Source organism: Falsiroseomonas sp. HW251 (genome assembly GCF_050563545.1).
Classification (GTDB): domain Bacteria; phylum Pseudomonadota; class Alphaproteobacteria; order Acetobacterales; family Acetobacteraceae; genus Falsiroseomonas.
Genome location: NZ_JBNXUM010000022.1, coordinates 54,989 through 74,895 on the forward strand (window position 1 = coordinate 54,989; position 19,907 = coordinate 74,895).

Sequence of the window (19,907 nt, forward strand, 5' to 3'; positions counted from 1 at the left end):
CTACCAGCCGGCGGCGCGCATCGCCCCGACAAGCGCGGCCTCGTCCTGATCCACTAGGATGTGGCCGCGCTTCCTGACCACGCCATCCACGATCACGTCGCGGACGCTGCGCGGCGAGGCGCTGTAGAGGACATTCGCCGCCGGGTCATGCGCCGGCGCCATCTCCAGCCGGTCGAGGTCGAGCACGACGAGGTCGGCGCGCTTGCCGACCTCCACGCTGCCGACGAGGTGGTCCATGCCAAGCACCCGCGCGCCCTCGATGGTGAGCATCCGGATCATGGTCCGCACCGGCAGCGCGGTCGGATCACCCGCGTTCATCTTGCCGACCAGCGCCGCGAGCCGCGCTTCCCAGATCATGTCCATGCTGTTGTCGGACGCCGTCCAGTCCGTGCCGAGCCCGACCGGCACGCGCCCGGCGTAGCGGTGCAGCGGGATGGTGCGCGCCTCGATCTTCAGGTTGCTCGCGGGGCAATGCGCGATGGCGGTGCCGTCGGCGATCCAGCCCTCGATCTCCTCCTCATCCAGGTAGATCGCATGCGCGGCGACGACGTCCGGCCCGGTCACTCCGGCGCGGCGCAGGCATTCCAGCGCGCCGGAGTGACCGCGCGCACGCACCGCCGCGACCTCCGGCGCGGATTGCGCGACATGGAGGAAGACCCGCGCACCCGCGGCCCTCGCCCGCGTCGCGCATTCCGCGAGCAACTCGTCGGAGCAGGAATCCAGCGCATGCGGCGCCACGCCCGCCGTCACGCGCGACCGCGCGGGGTCGGCGCCGTAGCGGTCGAGCAGCCGCTCCGTCTCGCCCCAGGCTTCCGCCGCGCGCTTCTCCGTGATGGTGGAGCCGACCACCGCGCGGATCCCGCTCGCCTCGATGACCGGCGCGAGCCGATCCATTGCGGCCAGGCGATCCGCGATGCAGGTCACGCCATTCGCCAGGAACTCCGCGCACGCCGCACGCAGCGAAAGCGCGTAGTCCGCGGGGCCGAAGCGCTCCTCGCCCGGCACCTTGTAGGCGCCGGCCCAGAACTCGCGCGGCAGATCCTCGGCCAGGCCGCGGAACAGCGCGGTCGCGGCATGGGTGTGGACGTTGACGAAGCCCGGCATCACCAAGCCGCGAGAACAGTCCATCACCTCGTCGCCCGGCCGGACCAGGCGGGGACCGATCGCGGCGATGGAGTCGCCCTCCACCCGCACATCCACCGCCCGCAGCAGGCGGTCCGCGGCATCCACGGTCAGCACCGTCGCGTCCCGAAGCACCAGCGCCATGCGCGCCTCCAACCGCTTGAACGCGATTGCGTTCGAAGATTTCGCACGCGAACGCCGCATATCAGCACTTTCGCGAACGCCCCTCCCATGCCTAGCATCAGGCAGGCGCGCACCGCCAACCCGGCGGGCCGCGGTTCGGCATGGACAGGGAGCGACTCCTATGGCGATCGGGCGCAGGACCCTCATGGCATCGGCCGCGGCAGCGACCGGCGCCTTCCTCGACGTGGACGCGAAGGCGCAGGGCCGCACGGTGGTGAACCTGCAGCTGGGCTGGCTGCTCTCGGGCAACCAGATCGGCGAGGTCTGCGCCAAGCAGCTCGGCTACTACGATCAGGAAGGGCTGGAGCTGCGCTTCCAGGCCGGCGGCCCGAGCATCGACGGTGTCGCCGTCGTCGCCTCCGGCCGGTTCGAGGTCGGCCAGGTCTCCTCCTCGCCCTCGCTGATGCTGGCCTCGTCCCAGGACCTGCCGATCCGCTGCTTCGCCGCCGGCGCGCAGGTGCATCCCTTCAGCTACATCTCGCGTTCCTCGAAGCCGGTGCGCGAGCCGCGCGACCTCATCGGCAAGAAGGTCGGCACGCAGTCCACCGCGGTGATCCTGCTGCGTGCAATGCTGGCGAAGCACAGCATCCCGGAGAACCAGGTCCAGGTCGTCCCGATGGGCGCCGACATGTCGCCGCTGATGACGGGCCAGGTGGATGTGGTCACGGGCTGGTTGACCAACACCAGCGCGATGAAGGTGATCCCCGATCCCGTCATCATGCGGCTGTGGGACACCGGCGTGCGCCTGTACGCCCTGCCCTATTACGCGACGGCGCAGACGATCGAGCGCCGCGCTGACGTGCTGGCGAAGTTCCTGCGCGCCTCCGGGCGCGGCTGGGCCTATGCGCACGCGAACCGCGACGCCGCGACGGACATGCTGGTGAAGGAGTTCACCAACCTCAACCGCGCGGAGGAGCGCGAGGCGCTGGACGTGATGCTTGAATACGCCTTCAGCAGCCGCACGCTGGCCGAGGGCTGGGGCACGATGGATCCGCAGGTCTGGCGCGAGCAGATCGAGCTCTATGCGCAGCTCGGCCAGTTCGCCCGCCGCACGCCGCGGCTCGAGGAAGTGATGACGATGGAAATCCTGCGGATGACGGGGGACATGCGCCCGAAGATCGGTTGATGACTCCTGCCGTAGACTGCCGCAACGTCACTGTCCGCTTCGTCACGGACAGGCGGACGGTGACCGCGTTGCACGACGTCTCCTTCGACGTCGAGGCCGGGGGGTTCCTCGCACTTCTGGGCCCGTCGGGCTGCGGCAAGTCCACGCTGCTGCGCGTGGTGGCGGACCTGGTTCAGCCCTCGTCGGGTTCCGCTGCGGTGTTCGGCACCACGCCGGCCGAGGCGCGCGCGGCCCGTGCCCTCGGCTTCGTCTTCCAGGACGCGGCGCTGCTGCCCTGGCGGACGGCGATCCAGAATGTCGAGCTGCCGCTGGAAGTCGGCGGCAAGCGCAGCCTGCCCGCCGGCGCGCCGACGCCGAAGGAACTGCTGAAGCTCGTCGGGCTCGAGGGCTGGGAGAACAGCTTCCCGCATGAGCTCTCCGGCGGCATGCGCCAGCGCGTCTCCATCGCGCGCGCACTGCTCGGCGGGCCGCGGCTGCTGCTGATGGACGAGCCCTTCGGCGCGCTGGACGAGATCACCCGCGACCGGCTGAACGAGGAGCTCCGCCGCATCTGGGCCGAGACCGGCACGACCATCCTCTTCGTCACGCATTCCGTCTACGAGGCCGTCTTCGTCGGCGAGCAGGTGCTGGTGCTCGCCGCCAATCCCGGCCGCGTCGCCGCGCGCGTCGAGGTCGAGCTGCCGCGCGATCGCGACCTGGCCATCCGCGAGACGCCTGAGTTCATCCGCATCGTCGCGGGCCTCCGCGACGCCATGGGACGCCGCGCCGCATGAGCACGACAACGGTCGACACCGCCGATCCTGGCCTGCGCGCGGCCGAGGAAGCCTATCACCGCAAGCAGCGGCGCCTGGCCTGGCGCCGGCGCATCCTGCCGGTCACGGGCATCGCGGGCTTCATCGGCCTCTGGGCTTTCATCGTCTGGTTCTGGGAGGTGCCGCGCTTCGTCGCGCCATCGCCCGCGATGGTCGTCGCCACGCTGGGGGAGAAGTGGCCGGTCCTGCTGCAGAACCTGGTGCCGACCGCGATCGAGGCGCTGTCGGGCTTCGCGCTCGGCAACCTCGCCGCCATCGTCATCGCGACGGTCTTCGTGCATCGCAAGACCGTGGAGGAGGCGTTCTTTCCCGTCGTCGTGCTGATCAACACCATCCCCGTCGTCGCCAAGGCGCCGATCCTGGTGCTGCTGATGGGCAACGGGATGGAGCCGAAGATCGCGATCGCCGCGCTGATCTGCTTCTTCCCCACGCTAGTGAACATGGTCCGCGGCCTGGAATCCGTGAACCCGCAGGCGATGGAGCTGATGCGCGTGCTCTCGGCCAGCGAGCGAGAGGTCTTCTTCAAGCTGCGCCTGCGCAACTCGATCCCCTACCTGTTCTCGGCGCTCAAGATCGCGGCGAGCACGGCGGTGATCGGCGCGATCGTCGGCGAGTGGATCGGATCCACCTATGGCATCGGCGCCCTGATCATCCAGTCCATGTACAATTTCGACAGCCCGATGCTCTACGCCACGGTGATCGTGGGCAGCGGCTTCTCCGTGCTGTTCTTCGCCGTGATCGCCGGCGCAGAGCGCTTTTTTGTGCGCTGGCAGCCTTCGAACCCCGTCTGAGGAAACGCCCATGACCGACCGGATCACCGAATCCGCGCGAGAGGCCACGGTCGTCGCGCGCAGCGATGTCGTCGTCGTCGGCGGCGGCCCCGCCGGCTTCTCCGCCGCCATCGCCGCGCGGCGCGAGGGCGCGTCCGTCACGCTGATCGAGCGCTACCCCTATCTCGGCGGGCTCGCCGCCGGCGGCATGGTCCTCGTGCTGGACGACATGCACAACGGTGATCAGATCACCACGACCGGCATCTGCATGGAGATGATCGAGCGCATGGCGCGCGTCGACGCCTGCGTCTATCCCCCGGAAGCCGAGCGCCTCGGCACGGTCGAGATGCACCGGAAATGGGCGAGCTGGGGCCTGTTCGACTTCCGCGCCGGCGGCAAGGTGCAGCCCATCGTCATGGCGGCCGCCTTCGACCCCGATGGATGGAAGCGCGTCTCGAACGAGATGATTTCCGAAACCGGCGTGGATGTGCGGCTGAACTCCTGGTTCTCCCGCGCGGTGATGGACGGCAATCGCATCACCGGCGTGATCTGCGAGACCAAGGAAGGCCGCCAGGCCATCATGGGCGACGTCGTCGTGGACGCGACCGGCGACCTCGATGTCGCGGCCGCGGCCGGCAGCCCCTTCACCCATGGAAGCTACATGCTGACCACCGTCTTCCGCCTCGGCGGGGTGGACGCCGACACGGCGGAACGCTTCCGGTGGGAGGAGCCGGAGAAATTCGCCGCGCTCGACAAGCAGGCCAAGAAGATCATCGGCGGATCCTGGGACCGCTGGTGGCTGCGCACGCCGCTGCCTGGCGTCGTCTGGTGCAACTGCCCGCACATGGTGGGGCTCGACGGCATCAGCGTCGCGGACACGACGAAGGCCGATTTCGAGGGCCGCAAGCGCATCTACGCCATGGTGGACTTCATCCGCGCCAGCATGCCGGGTTTCGCGGGCTGCTATGTCATCGACGTCGCGCCCCAGCTTGGCATCCGTCAGACCCGGCTGCTCGTCGGGGACTATGTCGTGACCAAGGAAGACGTGATGGACCGCGTCTGGTTCGCCGACACGGTGGCGCGCGGCCGCGATTACTACACGCCCTACCGATCCATGCTGCCCAAGGGGATCGACGGCATGGTCGTCGCGGGACGCCACTACTCCGCGACGGAATCCGCCCAGAAGAACTCGCGGGAGATCCCGCCCTGCATGGCTATGGGCCAGTCCGCCGGCGTCGCCGCGGCGCTGGCGGCCAGCCGCGGCACCTCGCTGCGCAACATCCCGGTCGCCGAGATCTGCGCGAAGGTGCGTGCCCAGGGCGGCGATCCCGGCGACGTGCCTTCCGCCAACGCCAAGCTTCTGGAGAAGGCGGCATGACTACCCCGCTCCCCCTTGAGGGCATCCGCGTCATCGACTTCACCCAGGTCATGATGGGGCCCGTCGCGACGCAGATGCTCGCGGATTACGGCGCCGACGTCATCAAGATCGAACGGCCGCAAGGCGACCTGTCGCGCACGTCCTTCCCTGATCCCGCGGGGCTGCTCGGCCCCGTTTTCTGCTCGCTCAACCGGAACAAGCGGAGCGTCGTGCTCGACCTGCGGAAGGAGGAGGAGCGGCAATTCGTGCTCGATCTCGCGCGGACCGCCGACGTCGTCGTCAACAATTTCCGGGCTGGCGTGATGGAGCGCCTGGGCTTCGGCTGGGAGGATCTGTCGAAGATCAACCCGCGCATCATCTACGCCGTCGGCACGGGCTACGGCCTTGAAGGGCCCTATGCCCACAAGGGCGGGCAGGACGTGCTGGCCCAGGCGATGAGCGGCGTCATGCATCGCCGGTCGAACGAGGACCAGCCGCTCTACGTCCACGCCACGACCTTCGCCGATTATTCCGCGGGGATGCATCTGGTGCAGGGCATCCTTCTCGCCATCCTGCAGCGCCAGAAGACCGGGCGCGGGCAGCGCATCGCCGTTTCCCTGCTGGATTCCATGCTGGCGGCGCAGACACAGGAAGGCGCGGCCCATCTGATGCGGGGGAAGGAGATCAACTGGGGCGCGATGCCGCTCTCCGGCGTCTTCCCGACCTCCGATGGCGCGCTGGTCATGGTCGGCGCCTTCAAGACGGACCCGCTGGGCTCGATCAGCCGCGCGCTCAGCATCGAGCATCTCGGCAAGGACCCGCGCTTCACGGATTTCGACGCGCAGGTCCGCAACAAGCCCGCCCTGCAGGCGATCTTCCGCGAGCGCTTCGCCTCCGACACCACTGCCCATTGGATCGCGCGGCTCGAAGCCGAGGACCTGCTCTGCGCGCCGGTCCGCAGCTTGGCCGAGGCGCTGGAGGACGAGCAGGCCGTCATCAACCAGATGATCCTGGAAGGCCCCGGCGAGATCGAGCCGATGCGCCTGGTCGGCTCGCCCATCAAGATGACGGACGCGCCGGTGACGCTGCGAATCCCGCCGCCGAAGCTCGGCCGCCACACGGACGAAGTGAAGGCGGAACTCACCAAGAGCCTCGCCGCGGAATGAGCGTCCTCTTCGACGTCGCCGACCACGTCGCCCGGGTCACGCTGAACCGGCCCGAGGCGATGAACGCCGTGGACCGCGCGACGGAAGCCGAGCTCCAGCGCATCTGGACCGAGATCGAGGGCCGCCGTGATATCCGCGCCATCGTGCTGACCGGCGCCGGCACGCGCGCCTTCTGCGCCGGCGCCGACGTCAAGGACGGCGACAACGTCACCGGCCTGGAATACTGGGCGGCCCCGCGACCGGGTGGCTTCGGCGGCATCGCGCTGCGCATGACGCTCGACGTGCCGGTGATCGCGCGGGTCAACGGCCATGCGCTTGGCGGCGGGTTCGAGATGGTGCTGGGCTGCGACCTGATCGTGGCCGCCGAGAACGCGACCATGGGCCTGCCCGAACCGCGCCTCGGCCGCCTGCCGCTGGATGGCGGCATGGCACTGCTGCAGCGGCAGATCCCCTACCGCATGGCGCTCGGCATGATGCTGACCGGCCGCCGCATCACCGCCGCCGAGGCGTTGACCTATCACCTCGTGAACGAGGTCGTGCCGCAGGACGGCCTCGACCCGGCGGTGGATCGGTGGCTGGAGGGCATCCTGGCCTGCGCCCCGCTCTCCGTCCGCGCGATCAAGCAATCGGTCCGCCGCACCGCGCACCTCTCGGCGCAGGAAGCCCAGGCCGCCCGGCTGCCTGCGCTGATCGAGGCGCTGCAATCCAAGGACCAGGAGGAGGGCGTCGCCGCCTTCATCGCGAAGCGCAAGCCGGTCTGGCGCGGGGAATAGCGGCTTGCATGCGGCGGCTCTCGCCTATTTCCGCGAGACCGCGCGGCTCGGCTCCATCCGCCGTGCGGCCGCGCATCTGAATGTCGCGGCAAGTGCGCTCAACCGGCAGATCCTGAATCTCGAGGGCACGCTCGGCACGCCGCTCTTCGACCGGCTGCCAAGCGGCATGCGCCTGACCGCGGCGGGCGAGCTGCTGCTGCGACACGTCGTGGCGACGCTGCACGATTTCGACGCGGTGCGCGCGCAGATCGACGACCTCCGCGCGGCGCGATCGGGGCATGTCGGCATCGTCGCGATCGACAGCCTGCTGGTTGATTTTTTGCCCCGGGCGATCGATCGCTTCCGCGCGGATTTCCCTGCCGTCTCCTACACGCTGGACGCGGTGGCGCCGATGGAGGTGCCGCAACTCGTCGCTGATGGCGCCGCCGATATCGGCTTCGCCTTCGTCGCCCGCACCGGCCGCGCCGTGCATTTCGAGGCCGAGATCCCCGCCCCCATCGGCGTCGTCATGCCCGCCGACCACCCGCTTGCGGCCAGGGCGGCGATCGGCTTCCAGGACACCGTGCCCTATCCCTTCCTCGCCCAGGCCGGTCCGCTGCCGCGGTCGGTGGACATCGATCCGGACTTCAACCGCTTCCGCGCGGGGCTGAAGCCGCGGCTGACCTCCAACTCGATCCAGGCGCTGAAGGTGGCGATCCGCCTCGGCATGGGCATCGCCTTCTTCACGCGGCTGGGATTCCTCGACGAGATCGAGCGCGGCGAGATGGCCTGGCGCCCCTTCGAGAGCCCCGCAATCGGCGCGCTGCGCGTCGGCCTGGTGTTGGCGGAGGGCCGCACGCCCAGCGCGCCGGCGCGGCAGCTCACGCGCCGTCTGATCGACGAGATGGCGAAGCTGCGCCTGCCCTAGACGCGAACGGGCCGGGCTAGGTCCGGGGCCGCATGCGCCAGGTGCACCAGCCCGCGGCGACGATCGCCAGCGCCGCGGCCAGCTGCGCCGCCATGCCGTTCAGCAACGCCAGCAGCACGCCCAGGACGGCGACGAGCCACAGCAGGGCCGTCATGAAGGCGTCCGCCGCCCGCAACAGCTTCGGGATATCCATGGCACCGGAACCGCCCGGGATCGCCGCGGTTCCCGTCGCGCGCCGCCTTGGCTAACCTCGATCCGGTCGCGCGGATTCCGGGGGGCGCATGGCACGGCGCAGGCGAGGCGGCAGGCTCCTTCGCGGTGCGGCGTTCGCCGTGGCGGCGCTGATCGCCGTCATCGTCGTCGTCCGCGCGGTGCAGGCGCTGCTGGGGCCGGAACTACGCGCCTGGCACCTGGTCGTCCCCCCGGAACTCGACGCCCGCGCGATCGACGCCGCGTCCTGGCCCACCTGGCTCGCCGCCGAGGAGCGCGCCTTCGACACGGTGCGCCGCGAGGTCACGGACCGGCTCGCGCCCGAGGACCGGGTTGCCGCGAACCGCTACTTCGAGGCCTCGCCTCTCAACCCCGCGCGCTTCGAGACCGACTGGAACCGCTCCTTCGTCATGACACCGGCGGGCACGCCGCGCGGCGCGGTGGTGCTGCTGCACGGCATGACCGACGCGCCCTATTCGATGCGCCACCTCGCGCTGCTGTACCGCGACCGCGGCTTCGTGGCGGCCGTCCCGCGCATGCCGGGCCACGGCACGGTGCCCGCAGGCCTGACGGAGGTGCATTGGCGGGACTGGCTGGCCGCGGCGCGGCTCGCGGTGCGCGAGGCTCGTGCGCGCGCGCCGGATGGGCCGCTGCACCTCGTCGGCTACTCCAACGGCGGAGCGCTCGCGCTGACATACGCAATGGACGCGATCGAGGACGAGCGGCTCGCGCGGCCTGACCGGATCGTGCTGGTCTCGCCGATGATCGGCGTCACGGCCTTCGCGCGCTTCGCGGGGATCGCGGGGCTGCCCGCACTTCTGCCGGCCTTCGCCAATGCCGCCTGGCTCGGCATCCTGCCGGAGTTCAACCCGTTCAAGTACAATTCCTTCCCCGTCAACGCGGCGCGGCAGTCGCACCTGCTGACGGCGGCGCTGCAGGACCAGACGCGGCGCCTGGCCGATGCCGGCCGGCTCGATCGCCTCGCACCGGTGCTGACCTTCCAGTCCGTCGTGGATTCCACCGTCAGCACGCTGGCGGTGGTGGACGCGCTCTATGCCCGCCTGCCCGCCAATGGCAGCGAGATCGTGCTGTTCGACCTCAACCGCGATGCGAAGATCGGCCCGTTGGTCGCGCCGAGCCTGGACACGGCGGTGGAGCGCCTGCTGCCCGCCGCGCCGCAGCGCTTCCGCATGACGGTGGTGACGAATGCCGAGCCCGACAGCGCCGAGGCCATCGCCCGCAGCACGCCGCCCGGCACGACGGCGGCGGAGGAGACGCGGATCGGCCTGGCCTGGCCGCGGGAGCTGTTCTCCCTTTCCCACATCGCCCTGCCCTTCCCGCTGACCGACGGCCTCTACGGGCTTGCGCCCGATCCTGCGGACCGGCAGGGCGTCGCCCTTGGCGCGCTGGCGCCGCGCGGGGAGACGGGCGTGCTGGTGATGAACCTCGATGCGCTGCTGCGCGTGTCGTCGAACCCGTTCTTTCCCTGGATGCGCGCGCGGATCGAGGAAGGGATAGGAAGGCGCTGACCGCTGGAGTGGAGCTCTCTGTCCCGCTTATGGGGGAGACGGTTGGGTGAGGGGGACGCGCAGACTGGAGCGCGCTCTCCCCTTGCTCCTCACCCCCCTCACCCTGCCCTCTCCCCCCTGCGGGTGGAGAGGGTTCCCTCGTCAGAACCGGGCGATCGCCGCGACGAGCACGCGATTGGCGATGCCCTTCGACGTCCCCGTCGGCAGCGTCTGCGCGTTGCCGCCGAAGACCTCGCGCTGCGTCCAGAGATACTCGATCCCGACATCGAACCAGCCGCTGCCGAAGACGCCGTTGCGCGTCTCGGCAAAGGGGCTCCAGATCAGGTTGGCGAAGACCTGCTGGATGTTGGTGTTGAGCGACGTGGCCGATGCGGATCCCGGCGTGAACTGCAGCACGTAATCCTGGTAGTCCTGGTGCGAGTAGGAATAACTGAAGTTGCTGCGCAGCGTCTGCGTCCAGAAGCGGCGATAGCCCGCCGTCACGCCCCAGGCCGGCACGGGGTCGAGCGACACGCTCGTCACGCCGGGCAGCCCGACATTGGACGTGGCGTCCAGCCCGTTGGTGCTGCCCGCGAAGTACCGCCCGATACCGGCACCGGTATAGGCCATGCCGAGCAGCTCGTCCTGGCCGAAGCCCTCCGACAGCCAGCGCATCGGGAAGCGGGCATGGCCCGCCACGCCCCAGCCCAGCGCGCTGGCGTCGCCGCCCGTCGCCGCCGTGCCGTTGGTGCGGATCGAGAGGTCGCGGACCAGCGCCCGCGCGCCGAGTTCCAGCCCGTCGCGCCGCCAGGTCAGCCGGCCCAGCAGGTCGGGCGCGGCGTTGAAGGCGGGGCTCAGCCCGCCATCCAGGCTGCTGCCCGGCGTGAAGACGCCGGCCGCCGAGGTGTATTGCGTGTCCGGCGCCTCCAGCGAGAGCTGGCCGACCAGCCCCTCGCCTAGCCGGCCCGTCACGCGCAGCTGCGCCTGGCGGATGAAGGACTGGTTCAGGTTGGTGGCGTCGATCAGCGTCTCGTAGAGGCCCTCGTTCCAGAGGCTGTTGGCCTGGCCGATCAGCACGCGGAAGCGCTCCGTGCCGATCTCGCCGAAGGCCTGGCGGAGGCGAAAGACGGCGTTGGAGGAGGTCGGCGATCCCCCGCCGAAATCGCCCTCGATCCGCGTCTCCAGCGTGCCCCAGGGCGTGAGGCTGCGCGTGTCCACGCCGAAGCGGCTGAAGCGCGCGGTCATGCCGAAATCGCCGCCCTGCTGGTCGGCGGCGCTGTTGTTCAGCGGGATGCCGCCGGGCAGCGGCGCGTCGGTCTGGTTGCGCCCGTTGAAATCCTGCCAGGCCGAGACCTTGGCGAAGCCGTAGAGCCTGACCTGCGTGTCCGTCCCCGGCACGCGGAAGGCGATGCCCGGCAGGTCCGACCGCAGCGCGTCGCCCGTGGCGTCCTGGCTGTTCATCGGCTCCGGCGGGAGCAGGCCCGGCACGGTGGATTGCAGTTGCGGCGCCGTCGCGACCCGCTGCGCGGCCTGCACCTCCTCGGCCGCGGCGCGGGCATCGCGTGCCGCGGCCTCGGCGCGCTGCGCGGCCTGCGTTGCCTGCGCGGCAGCCGGCGGCGCCGCGGCAATCGGCGCGGGCCGCGGCGCGGGCCGGGCCGGCGCGACGGCCACGGCGGGCGGCGGCTGCGCGGCCTGGGCGCGGGCGAGTTGCAGTTCCAGCTGCTCCATCCGCCGGCGCATCTCGTCGAGTTGCCGGCGCATCTCGGCCAGCGCGGCGGCGTCGCCGGTCTGCGCGGCCGCACCGCCGGCGGCCAGCAGGGAGGCCAGCACCAACGCCATGCCCGCGCGCTGTCGCATGGAACACTTCCCCCTCTCGGTCGGTGCGCCGATGCTAACGGGACGGCGCCACCGCTTCCTGCGCGCGGCGTCCCGCCGCTTGACGCGCCATCCCGCGCGGCTCGGCAAAGGCCTGCCCGACGCGCGGCCCTGGCACGCTCTGCTATGCTGCCGATGGCGCCGCCGAACCCTATCGCGGGACGGTCGGCGTCCAGGGGCCGTCCACGGCCACCGCCTCGCCATCCCCGGGCCAGGGCGGCATGGTGATCCCGATCGCGTCCAGCGGCGCGTCGGCCGTCGCGCGGAACTGGAAGCGCGTGCCGACCGGGATGGTCAGGCAGGTGCCGGGCGACAGCGGCACCACCTCCTCGCGCTCGCCGTGCCGTCGCCACATCTCCCCCGCGCCGGCCAGGACGTACCAGATCTCCTCGATCGTGCGGTGGACGATCGCGGTCGCGACCTCGCCCGGGGCCAGGCGGAAATGCGCCATGCTACCCCCGGGCCGCTGCAGCAGGATCCGCACCTCCGATCCGTCGGGCGCGACGACATCGTGACGGGCGGGCAGGGATTTCGTCTCGAAGCTCATCGCCGAACCCGGTCATTCACGCCGTTAATCCCAGCATCACACCACCCCGGCATCTTCCCGGCACCAACCGCCAGGGGATGCAGACGAGATGGCCACCGCAGCATCAGCCGGGATCGCTCGACGGCTCAAGGCCAGGCTGCGCCCGCTGCGGGCCGACCGCCGGGGCTCGACAGTGTCGGAACTGGCGGTGATCGCCGGCGTGGTCGTCGTGGTCGGGGTGATGGCGATCACCAGCCTGGGGTCCGGCGTCCGCACGCTTTTCGGCTCCGTCGCGGCCGCGACGGCGACGACGCGCTGAAGGGCGCGCAGCCAGGTCCGCAAGGCCCCCTTGCCCGATGCCCCCGGCATCCCTTCTGATCGCGCCTCCGTGCAACAAGCCGGGGACATCGCATGGGGCGGATCGGTGGAAGGGCCGAGGGCGGGTCGCGGGCCTGGGTGCCCTACAAGGCGCCGTTAGCCAGCGCGTGATCCACGCCGCCCAGGATATGCACCCGCAGCACGGCCCGAGCGTTCCCCGCGTCGCGGGACAGCGCGGCATCCCGGAGCACTGCGTGTTCCCTCACGGCAATCTCGCCGCGGAAGCCGAGCGCGCGGTTCTGATATCGCTGGTAGCGGTCGAAGACCGCGGCATGCGTCGCCATCAGCGTGCGCGAACCGCAGGCCGCGATCAGGGTCTGGTGGAACTGTGCATCGAAGCGCCGCCAGGCATCCAGCGCCGCGGCATCACCACCGCCCAGTCGATCCTGCACCTGGGACAGCTTGTGGTGGACCGCAACGACGCGGGCTTCCCATTCGACGTCGCCGGCGCGGAAGGACTGCTCCATCGCGTGGCCTTCCAGCAGCAGGCGCAGCGCTGCCAGTTCGCGCAGTTCCGTCGCGGAGAAAGGCGCGACCTCGAAGCCGCGCTGGCCCTCCGCCACGACGAGGCGTTCTGCCACGAGGCGACTCAGCGTCTCGCGCAATGTGCCGATGCCGGCGTCGTAGGTGTCGCGCAGCGCATCCAGCTTCAGCTTCTGCCCCGGCGCAAGAACGCCGCGCAGAATGTCGGCACGGATCGCGCGATACGCGCGCTCCCCTGCGGTCTCCGGGCGGTCCAGCACGGCGTTCATCGTTTGGCGGCGGCGCGCGGCGTTGGCGGATCGGCGGGACGGGGACGACGCGGCGCGGCGGCGAAGGGCGCCAGGGCACGGTTGCGCACGACATGCTCGACGCAGCCCTCGACATGCGCATCCAGCACCTGGCAGGCGCGGTCTGCGTCGCGGGCCAAGGCACAGTCCAGCAGCGCCGCATGTTGGTCGGCCGCCACTGCGCCGCGGAAGACCACCGCGACCATCTGGTAGCGGAGATAGCGGTCATAGGCCGCGGCATAGGTTTCCAGCAGGACGGCTGAGCCGCAGGCATCGATCAGCGCCTTGTGGAACTCACGATCGTAGCGCTTCCACAGCGCGGCATCCGCGTTCTCGCCGGCCAACAGCCGTCGCTCCAGCACCGCGAGGCGATGATGCGCGCCGACCACGCGTCCTTCCCAGTCGAGGTCGCCGGCGGCGAAGGACAGCTCGATCGCGTGCTTCTCGAGCAGCAGGCGCAGATCGGCGACCTCCGCGAAATCCTCGGACGAGACAGGCGCGACGGCGAAGCCGCGCTGGCCCTCGGCGACGACGAGACCCTCGCTCGCCAAGCGGTTCAGGGCTTCCCTCAGGGTGCCGACGCCGACGCCGTAGATTTCCCGCAACCCATCGAGGCCAAGCTTGCGACCCGGCGCCAGGCGCCCGAGCACCACATCGCTGCGCAGTCGGCGGTAGGCGGCCTCGCCGCCGTCATGCGTGCCTGCCGTCGTGCTGGTGCCGCTGCCCAACCCGATCCTCCCTGCCGCTGGCGGGAGTATCGACCGACAGCCGACGGCCCGCAATATAGGTTAGTAGTCGAAATATCCGATGAAATGCCGAATGTGGCTTGATCATGATAATCTCGGCCACTAGCGTCCAGGGCAGAAGCGGCCGAGCGGTCGCCGTCCAGGGAAGGAAAACGACCATGACATCGCTCATCGGGCGCCGCCCGCTGCTCGGCGCCGCCGGCGCGCTCGCCACCGCGCCGATCCTGATGGCGCAGGCGCAGCAGCGCCGGCGGATTCGCTTCACCGCCGTCTTCTCCGACCAGGACATCCGCGCCGATGCGATGAAGGGCTTCCAGCGCGACCTCGCCGGCGAGTTCGACGTGGAACTGCACCTCAACGCCACGCTGTTCCGCCAGGGGACGGAGCTGGTCGCCGTTCAGCGCGGCAATGTTGAGATGGCGAACCTCGCGCCGCAGGATTTCTCGCGCCAGATCCCGGCCTGGTCGGTGATGGCCTCGGCCTACCTGTTCCGCGACGTCGATCACATGAGCAAGGTCTTCGCCGGCCCGATCGGCGAGGACTTCAAGAAGATGGCGCGCGATCAGCTCAACGTGCAGATCCTGGGCCCGCTCTATTTCGGCACGCGGCACGTCAACCTGAAGCCGCGCCGGCGCATCGCGACGCCCGCCGACATGGCCGGTATCAAGCTGCGCATGCCTCCAGGCGAAACCTGGCAGTTCCTGGGCGAGGCGCTGGGCGCCAACCCGACGCCGGTCGCCTTCGCCGAACTCTACACCGCGCTGCAATCCGGCACGGTTGACGGGCAGGACAACCCGCTGCCGGCCAGCCGCACGCAACGCTTCTACGAGGTGACGACGCAGTTCGTGCTGACCAGCCACCTCGTCGCCTATGACCTGCTCTCGGTCTCCGCGCGCTTCTGGGACGGGCTGACGGCGGCGCAGCGCAGCGCGATCCAGGCCGCCGCCGACAAGGCGATCGCGGAGAGCACGCGCCGGCACCTCGCGGAGGAGCAGGAGTGCGTCGATTTCTTCAAGGCCCAGGGCCTGGAGGTCTACGCGCCCGATGTCGCGGCCTTCCGGGCCGAGGCGCAGCGCCGCTACCTCGCCTCCACCCAGTCGCAGGGCTGGCCGGCGGGCATCCTGGACCGCATCAATGCCGTGACGTGAAGCCGCGATGATCGGGTGGCTCGGCCGGCGCGCGGAGGACGTCCTCTCCGCGCTGCTCGTGGTGATGTTCGTCGCCTTCATGCTGCAGATCGTGACGCGCTACGTGCTGAACGCGCCGCTGAGCTGGACGGCCGAGCTGTCGACGCTGTGCTGGGTGTGGGGCATCCTCTGGGGCGCGGGGCTGGTGCTGCGCGACGAGGAGGAGATCCGCTTCGATGTGATCTATGGCGCGATGCCGCCGGGCATCAAGCGCGTGGCGGACGTCATCACCGGCACGACCGTAGTCGTGATCTTCGGCTGGTCGCTGCCGGCGATGGCGGACTACGTCGCCTTCATGAAGGTGGAGAAGACCGCCTATCTCGGGATCCGCTTCGACGTCCTCTACTCCGTCTACCTGATCTTCGCGGTCGGGCAGATTGTGCGGCACGCGCTGATCGTGTGGCGATCCGTCACCGGCAAGCGGCTGACGGGGCGCCCGTGACGATGCTTACGCCCTTCTCCCTGATGTTGATCGCGCTGCTCGGCCTTTCAGTGCTGGGGCTGCCGATTGGGGTCGCGATGATCTGCGCCACCATCGTCTATCTCGGCGCGGCGGGGCAGGACATGTCCACCGCGGCAGAGCAGGTGCTGAACGGGCTGAACGGCAGCTACGTGCTGCTCGCCGTGCCGCTCTTCATCTTCTCCGCGGGACTGATGAACGCGGGCAGCCTGACCGACCGGCTGCTGCGATTTTGCGACCTGCTCGTCGGCCGCTTCCGCGGCGGGCTCGGCCACGTCAACGTTGTGCAGAGTGTGATCTTCGCGGGCATGTCCGGCTCCGCGATCGCCGATGCCGCCGGAAGCGGCAAGGTGCAGATCGACATGATGACCAAGGGCGGCGCCTACACCCCGAGCTACGCCGCCGCGCTGACCGCCGTCACCGCGGTGATCGGGCCGATCATCCCGCCCTCGATCCCGATGGTGCTCTACGCGCTCGTCGCGGACACCTCGATCGGCTACCTCTTCCTCGGCGGGGTGATCCCGGGCCTGCTGATGGCGCTGGCGCAGATGGGCATCAACAGCTGGATGGCGCATCGCCACGACTTCCCGATCTCCGAGAAGGTGCCGCTGCGCGAGTTCCCGCGCCTGACGCTGGAGGCCCTGCCGGCGCTGCTGATGCCGGTGATCCTGCTGGGCGGCATCTATGGCGGCGTGATGACGCCGACCGAAGCCGCCGCCGTCGCCGCCGCCTACGCCTGGTTCATCGCCGCGGTCTTTTATCGCAGCCTGACCCTGCGCCAGACCTGGTCGGCCGTGGTGGAAAGCGCGCGCTCCACCGCCGCGATCGGCATGCTGATCGCGGGCGCGCTGGCGCTCAACTACGTCATCACCAGCGAGAACGTGCCCAACACCGTGCGCGGGATCCTGGCGGGATGGGAGATGTCCCGGTGGCAGTTCCTGCTCGTCGTGAACCTGATTCTGCTGGTGCTGGGCTGCCTCATGGAAGGCAGCACCATCCTGCTGGTGGTGATCCCCGTGCTGGTGCCGACGGCCAAGGCGCTCGGCATCGACATGGTGCATTTCGGCGTGGTGGTCGTGGTCAACATCATGATCGGCCTCGTCACGCCGCCCTACGGGCTGCTGCTCTTCATCTGCGCCAAGCTGTCGGACCAGCCACTGATGGCCGTCGTGCGCGATACCCTGCCTTTCGTCGTCGCGATGGTCGCCGCGCTGTTCCTGATCACCTACGTCCCCGAGCTCGTGCTCTTTCTGCCGCGCCAGCTCGGCTATCAAGGCTGAAGCAATGCCCCGCACCATCCACATCCTGAACGGCCCTAACCTCGACCGCCTCGGCAAGCGCGAGCCCGAGATCTACGGCCGCACCACGCTGGCCGAGATCGAGGCCATGTGCCGCGCCGAGGCCGGCAACGACGCGCTGGTGTTCCGCCAGACCAATTGGGAAGGCCAGCTGGTCGAGTGGATCCACGACGCCATCGATACCGATGCCGCGGGGATGGTGATCAATCCGGCCGGTCTCAGCTTCCGGTCGATTCCCGTGATCGACGCGCTACGGATGTTCCCGCGCCCGATCATCGAGCTGCACATCTCCAATATCCATGCCCGCGATGTGCTGCACCAAAACTCACTGGTTTCCGGCGTCGCGACGGCGGTGATCGCGGGTCTTGGCGCGCGCGGCTATGCAACAGCGGTGCGATCGCTGAAGGAGATGCTTGACCAGCCATGATCGAGGTGGAGAAGCCCCGCCTGCTGCTCGGCCTCATCGGCAGCGGCATCCAGGCCTCGCTGACGCCAGCGATGCACGAGCAGGAAGGCGAGGCGCAGGGGCTGCGCCTGCTCAAACGGAAAGTCGACCTCGACAAGCTCGGCCTCGACGGCGACGCGCCGGGCGAGCCGCTGACCGCGGCCGAGCGTATGAGCTGAGACGGGCGCAACATCCCTCTCCTTTCGGCCGTCATGGCCGACGGCCGATTGGCAGGTTCGCGGAGCGTCAAGTCGGCGCGGCTCGGCTGCGAGCGAACACGATGTTTGCTGGCCCTCCAGCCGGTCGGTAGCTGCCGGGCGAAGGGGCTACCACCGGTGTCGAGGCCGAAGCGGACGCCCAACGCCCGAGTTCCGCCCAACTCCGCGGTCGCAGGTTCCGCCCGACGGCTACAGCAAAGTCCGACCCTAAGCAGACATTCGCTCACGGCCCCTCTGCCTTTGTCGCAGCGCTTGCCCGCCGCGGCAGGGAAAGCGTCCTATCTCAGCCGACCTTGACGATCCCCGGCGGCTTCCAGGCGCCCTGGCCGATCGGCAGGAGCGACGGCGCCTCGGTCTTTGGCCAGTAGAGCCGCATGACGACGTAGATCGGCCCGTCCGGCGCAGGCAGCCAGTTCGGGCGGAGATCGGCGCCGGGATCGTCCTTCTGGATGTGGATGGTCACGCCGCCATCGGCGTCGCGCTTCATCCCGTTCAGCATTGGCGTGTTGATGAGGTAGCGGTCGATCGGGTTCTGCACGAGCAACTGGTTGTCGCCGTGATACATGGTCACCGACCAGAAGGCGTTCACCGGCGGCAGCTGGCCCGGGCCGAAGGTCAGGGTGTAGCGGCCCTTGCCGCCGTCCAGCGTCTCGCCCGACGCCGTCGTGCGGCTGAAGGGATAGGTCGCCTCCTCCGTGCTGTTGCCGTAGATGCCGGCCTTGGCGGCGACGGCGCGCAGCATCCAGTCGCCATTGTAGCCTTCCGGGCTGCCAGGGATCGGCGTCACGCGCCAGCCGTTCATCGCTACGCCTGCGGCGGCGACCGCGGCCTCGACCTTGCGCTCGCCTTCGAAGGCGGCGGCGAGCAGTTCCAGCCGGTCGACGAAGGATTGCGGCATCGGAGTGCCGCGGCCGTCGATGCCGATGGAGGCGATCTGCGCGCGGATTGCGGCCTCGTTCGGCTGCGGCGCATTGAACTGCAGCGCGAACGCCAGGTAGTCGAAGAAATGGTGCTTCGCGAGGTCGGCCGTGATACGCGGCCAGCGGATATCGGGCGCGGGCGGGGGCGCGGGCTGGCGAAGGAAGGCGGACAGCGGCTCCACCTTGTAGCCGCGCTGCACGGCGACGACGCCCGGGATGTCGTCGGGGCCGAAGAGCTGGGTGCGGAAGGCCGCGAGGGTGAACCAGGTGGTGGAGCGGATCACGCCCTTGATGCCGGGCGGCGTCTGGCCCTGCCAGCCCGGCCCGACCACCATCCAGGATCCTGCGCCCTGGCCCGTGGCGCGGCTGCCGATGTAGCCGACATTGTAGGTGTTGGCGTCGCAGATCATGCAGGAGAAGTAGCGGCCGGCCGGCACGTCGGGGACCGAGATCACCACGGGCTCGGCGCGCAGGTCCATCCAGCCCAGCGAGTAGGGCGTGTCGCTGTTCGGCGTCGGGATCGCGGTGTCGCGCCAAGTGAAGACCTGCGCGTCGTTCCACAGCGTGTTGAACGGCGCCTTGAACTGCGAGTTGGAGCGGTCGATCGCGTATTCGTACATCACCGCGTAGTTCATCACGATCGGCAGGCCGAAGACGAAGGCAGCCTCGGCGGCTTCGAAGCTGCCGACGACGCCGGGGCGGTTGGATTGGGCCAGGGCGGGCCGGGGCAGGCCGAGGCCGGCCAGTCCGGCGAGCGCCGAGGCGTGGATGAGGTCTCGCTTCTTCATAGAGCCTTCCAAGTGACCGATGGCGCGCAGGACCGGGTGGCAAGGCCGCCGTCGAGCCGAAAGCCTCGTGCCCCGTCGCTTTCGCGTCGTAACAATGCCAGACTAGACGGGCCTGGGGATCGCCATGGCATTAATTCGTAGTCGGAAATGGTCGGATGGATGGGGCGGCGCCCAGCCCGGGCGGGTCGGCATAGAGGCAGCAGGCGCCACCAACAGCATGGTCCGCCTCGATCGACGATTTCGGCCAGATCGCCGCGACGCACCGCGACGGCATCGTCGAGCACGTCCAGACCGGCGCCGGCGCGCTGGTCTACCGGGCGACGGGCGCGAATTTCGGGCCGGTCCGTCTGCGCTCGAATGCG

21 protein-coding genes are annotated in these 19,907 nt (G+C 69.8%); 14 read left to right on the top strand and 7 right to left on the bottom strand.

The features are described 5' to 3' along the window. Positions 1-1,266 (bottom strand): amidohydrolase family protein, encoded by a 1,266-nt coding sequence (locus ACLF3M_RS23805; protein WP_430659480.1) that lies wholly within the window; start codon positions 1,264-1,266, stop codon positions 1-3. Between the two features lie 160 nt (positions 1,267-1,426). On the opposite strand from ACLF3M_RS23805, the gene ACLF3M_RS23810 reads away from it, so the two are divergent. Genes ACLF3M_RS23810 through ACLF3M_RS23840 form a run of 7 tightly spaced genes read left to right on the top strand, consistent with a single transcriptional unit; the run spans position 1,427 to position 8,216 of the window. Next, positions 1,427-2,431 (top strand): ABC transporter substrate-binding protein, encoded by a 1,005-nt coding sequence (locus ACLF3M_RS23810; protein ID WP_430659481.1) that lies wholly within the window; start codon positions 1,427-1,429, stop codon positions 2,429-2,431. Then, entirely contained in the window at positions 2,431-3,204 is a 774-nt protein-coding gene (locus ACLF3M_RS23815; protein ID WP_430659482.1) for an ABC transporter ATP-binding protein, read from the top strand. Before ACLF3M_RS23810 ends, ACLF3M_RS23815 begins: the two co-directional genes overlap by 1 nt. Beyond that, positions 3,201-4,034, top strand: a complete 834-nt coding sequence (locus ACLF3M_RS23820; protein WP_430659483.1) for an ABC transporter permease — start codon at positions 3,201-3,203, stop codon at positions 4,032-4,034. The genes ACLF3M_RS23815 and ACLF3M_RS23820 overlap by 4 nt, the downstream gene beginning before the upstream one ends. A 10-nt stretch (positions 4,035-4,044) precedes the next feature. Beyond that, positions 4,045-5,391, top strand: a complete 1,347-nt coding sequence (locus tag ACLF3M_RS23825) for an FAD-dependent oxidoreductase (RefSeq protein ID WP_430659484.1) — start codon at positions 4,045-4,047, stop codon at positions 5,389-5,391. Beyond that, a complete protein-coding gene (locus ACLF3M_RS23830) occupies positions 5,388-6,536 on the top strand; it encodes a CaiB/BaiF CoA transferase family protein (RefSeq protein WP_430659485.1) in 1,149 nt (382 codons plus the stop codon). The genes ACLF3M_RS23825 and ACLF3M_RS23830 overlap by 4 nt, the downstream gene beginning before the upstream one ends. Beyond that, positions 6,533-7,309, top strand: coding sequence for an enoyl-CoA hydratase-related protein (locus ACLF3M_RS23835; RefSeq protein WP_430659486.1), 777 nt, complete (start codon positions 6,533-6,535; stop codon positions 7,307-7,309). Before ACLF3M_RS23830 ends, ACLF3M_RS23835 begins: the two co-directional genes overlap by 4 nt. 4 nt (positions 7,310-7,313) lie before the next feature. After that, positions 7,314-8,216, top strand: coding sequence for a LysR family transcriptional regulator (locus ACLF3M_RS23840; protein ID WP_430659487.1), 903 nt, complete (start codon positions 7,314-7,316; stop codon positions 8,214-8,216). A gap of 16 nt (positions 8,217-8,232) precedes the next feature. Here ACLF3M_RS23840 and ACLF3M_RS23845 read toward each other — a convergent pair whose 3' ends face one another. Further along, positions 8,233-8,409 carry a hypothetical protein gene (locus ACLF3M_RS23845; RefSeq protein WP_430659488.1) on the bottom strand — a complete coding sequence of 59 codons (177 nt, stop codon included), beginning with the start codon at positions 8,407-8,409 and terminating at the stop codon, positions 8,233-8,235. A 139-nt stretch (positions 8,410-8,548) separates the two neighbouring features. On the opposite strand from ACLF3M_RS23845, the gene ACLF3M_RS23850 reads away from it, so the two are divergent. After that, positions 8,549-9,955 (top strand): alpha/beta hydrolase, encoded by a 1,407-nt coding sequence (locus ACLF3M_RS23850; protein WP_430659489.1) that lies wholly within the window; start codon positions 8,549-8,551, stop codon positions 9,953-9,955. A gap of 141 nt (positions 9,956-10,096) precedes the next feature. Here the strand turns inward: ACLF3M_RS23850 and ACLF3M_RS23855 are convergent, their stop codons facing one another. Further along, positions 10,097-11,791: a DcaP family trimeric outer membrane transporter gene (locus tag ACLF3M_RS23855; protein ID WP_430659490.1), complete on the bottom strand. Its 1,695-nt coding sequence runs from the start codon at positions 11,789-11,791 to the stop codon at positions 10,097-10,099. A 169-nt stretch (positions 11,792-11,960) separates the two neighbouring features. After that, on the bottom strand, positions 11,961-12,356 hold the full coding sequence (locus tag ACLF3M_RS23860; protein WP_430659491.1) for a cupin domain-containing protein: 396 nt from the start codon (positions 12,354-12,356) through the stop codon (positions 11,961-11,963). A gap of 88 nt (positions 12,357-12,444) precedes the next feature. On the opposite strand from ACLF3M_RS23860, the gene ACLF3M_RS23865 reads away from it, so the two are divergent. After that, positions 12,445-12,654, top strand: a complete 210-nt coding sequence (locus tag ACLF3M_RS23865; protein WP_430659492.1) for a hypothetical protein — start codon at positions 12,445-12,447, stop codon at positions 12,652-12,654. 142 nt (positions 12,655-12,796) lie between these two features. On the opposite strand, the gene ACLF3M_RS23870 is transcribed toward ACLF3M_RS23865, so the two are convergent. Next, positions 12,797-13,465, bottom strand: a complete 669-nt coding sequence (locus ACLF3M_RS23870) for an FCD domain-containing protein (RefSeq protein ID WP_430659493.1) — start codon at positions 13,463-13,465, stop codon at positions 12,797-12,799. Continuing rightward, positions 13,462-14,211, bottom strand: coding sequence for a GntR family transcriptional regulator (locus ACLF3M_RS23875; RefSeq protein ID WP_430659494.1), 750 nt, complete (start codon positions 14,209-14,211; stop codon positions 13,462-13,464). The genes ACLF3M_RS23870 and ACLF3M_RS23875 overlap by 4 nt, the downstream gene beginning before the upstream one ends. A gap of 176 nt (positions 14,212-14,387) precedes the next feature. Here ACLF3M_RS23875 and dctP point away from each other — a divergent pair, with 176 nt between their 5' ends. From dctP to ACLF3M_RS23900, 5 genes are read left to right on the top strand one after another with little or no spacing between them, the layout of a single operon-like run. Next, a complete protein-coding gene (gene dctP, locus ACLF3M_RS23880; protein WP_430659495.1) occupies positions 14,388-15,377 on the top strand; it encodes a TRAP transporter substrate-binding protein DctP in 990 nt (329 codons plus the stop codon). A gap of 7 nt (positions 15,378-15,384) precedes the next feature. Next, positions 15,385-15,858: a TRAP transporter small permease gene (locus ACLF3M_RS23885; protein ID WP_430659496.1), complete on the top strand. Its 474-nt coding sequence runs from the start codon at positions 15,385-15,387 to the stop codon at positions 15,856-15,858. 2 nt (positions 15,859-15,860) lie between these two features. Then, on the top strand, positions 15,861-17,156 hold the full coding sequence (locus ACLF3M_RS23890) for a TRAP transporter large permease (protein WP_430659534.1): 1,296 nt from the start codon (positions 15,861-15,863) through the stop codon (positions 17,154-17,156). A gap of 4 nt (positions 17,157-17,160) precedes the next feature. Next, entirely contained in the window at positions 17,161-17,601 is a 441-nt protein-coding gene (locus ACLF3M_RS23895; RefSeq protein WP_430659497.1) for a type II 3-dehydroquinate dehydratase, read from the top strand. After that, on the top strand, positions 17,598-17,798 hold the full coding sequence (locus ACLF3M_RS23900; RefSeq protein ID WP_430659498.1) for a hypothetical protein: 201 nt from the start codon (positions 17,598-17,600) through the stop codon (positions 17,796-17,798). Before ACLF3M_RS23895 ends, ACLF3M_RS23900 begins: the two co-directional genes overlap by 4 nt. 322 nt (positions 17,799-18,120) lie before the next feature. On the opposite strand, the gene ACLF3M_RS23905 is transcribed toward ACLF3M_RS23900, so the two are convergent. Then, a complete protein-coding gene (locus ACLF3M_RS23905; protein WP_430659499.1) occupies positions 18,121-19,545 on the bottom strand; it encodes a DUF1254 domain-containing protein in 1,425 nt (474 codons plus the stop codon). Positions 19,546-19,907: the final 362 nt, after the last annotated feature.

Coding starts and splice junctions, on each gene's coding strand:
- dctP (WP_430659495.1), top strand. CDS start 14,388: ATGACATCGCTCATCGGGCGCCGCCCGCTGCTCGGCGCCGCCGGCGCG.
- ACLF3M_RS23885 (WP_430659496.1), top strand. CDS start 15,385: ATGATCGGGTGGCTCGGCCGGCGCGCGGAGGACGTCCTCTCCGCGCTG.
- ACLF3M_RS23865 (WP_430659492.1), top strand. CDS start 12,445: ATGGCCACCGCAGCATCAGCCGGGATCGCTCGACGGCTCAAGGCCAGG.
- ACLF3M_RS23825 (WP_430659484.1), top strand. CDS start 4,045: ATGACCGACCGGATCACCGAATCCGCGCGAGAGGCCACGGTCGTCGCG.
- ACLF3M_RS23805 (WP_430659480.1), bottom strand. CDS start 1,266: ATGGCGCTGGTGCTTCGGGACGCGACGGTGCTGACCGTGGATGCCGCG.
- ACLF3M_RS23830 (WP_430659485.1), top strand. CDS start 5,388: ATGACTACCCCGCTCCCCCTTGAGGGCATCCGCGTCATCGACTTCACC.
- ACLF3M_RS23870 (WP_430659493.1), bottom strand. CDS start 13,465: ATGAACGCCGTGCTGGACCGCCCGGAGACCGCAGGGGAGCGCGCGTAT.
- ACLF3M_RS23895 (WP_430659497.1), top strand. CDS start 17,161: ATGCCCCGCACCATCCACATCCTGAACGGCCCTAACCTCGACCGCCTC.
- ACLF3M_RS23860 (WP_430659491.1), bottom strand. CDS start 12,356: ATGAGCTTCGAGACGAAATCCCTGCCCGCCCGTCACGATGTCGTCGCG.
- ACLF3M_RS23905 (WP_430659499.1), bottom strand. CDS start 19,545: ATGAAGAAGCGAGACCTCATCCACGCCTCGGCGCTCGCCGGACTGGCC.
- ACLF3M_RS23845 (WP_430659488.1), bottom strand. CDS start 8,409: ATGGATATCCCGAAGCTGTTGCGGGCGGCGGACGCCTTCATGACGGCC.
- ACLF3M_RS23855 (WP_430659490.1), bottom strand. CDS start 11,791: ATGCGACAGCGCGCGGGCATGGCGTTGGTGCTGGCCTCCCTGCTGGCC.
- ACLF3M_RS23835 (WP_430659486.1), top strand. CDS start 6,533: ATGAGCGTCCTCTTCGACGTCGCCGACCACGTCGCCCGGGTCACGCTG.
- ACLF3M_RS23820 (WP_430659483.1), top strand. CDS start 3,201: ATGAGCACGACAACGGTCGACACCGCCGATCCTGGCCTGCGCGCGGCC.
- ACLF3M_RS23890 (WP_430659534.1), top strand. CDS start 15,861: ATGCTTACGCCCTTCTCCCTGATGTTGATCGCGCTGCTCGGCCTTTCA.
- ACLF3M_RS23810 (WP_430659481.1), top strand. CDS start 1,427: ATGGCGATCGGGCGCAGGACCCTCATGGCATCGGCCGCGGCAGCGACC.
- ACLF3M_RS23815 (WP_430659482.1), top strand. CDS start 2,431: ATGACTCCTGCCGTAGACTGCCGCAACGTCACTGTCCGCTTCGTCACG.
- ACLF3M_RS23900 (WP_430659498.1), top strand. CDS start 17,598: ATGATCGAGGTGGAGAAGCCCCGCCTGCTGCTCGGCCTCATCGGCAGC.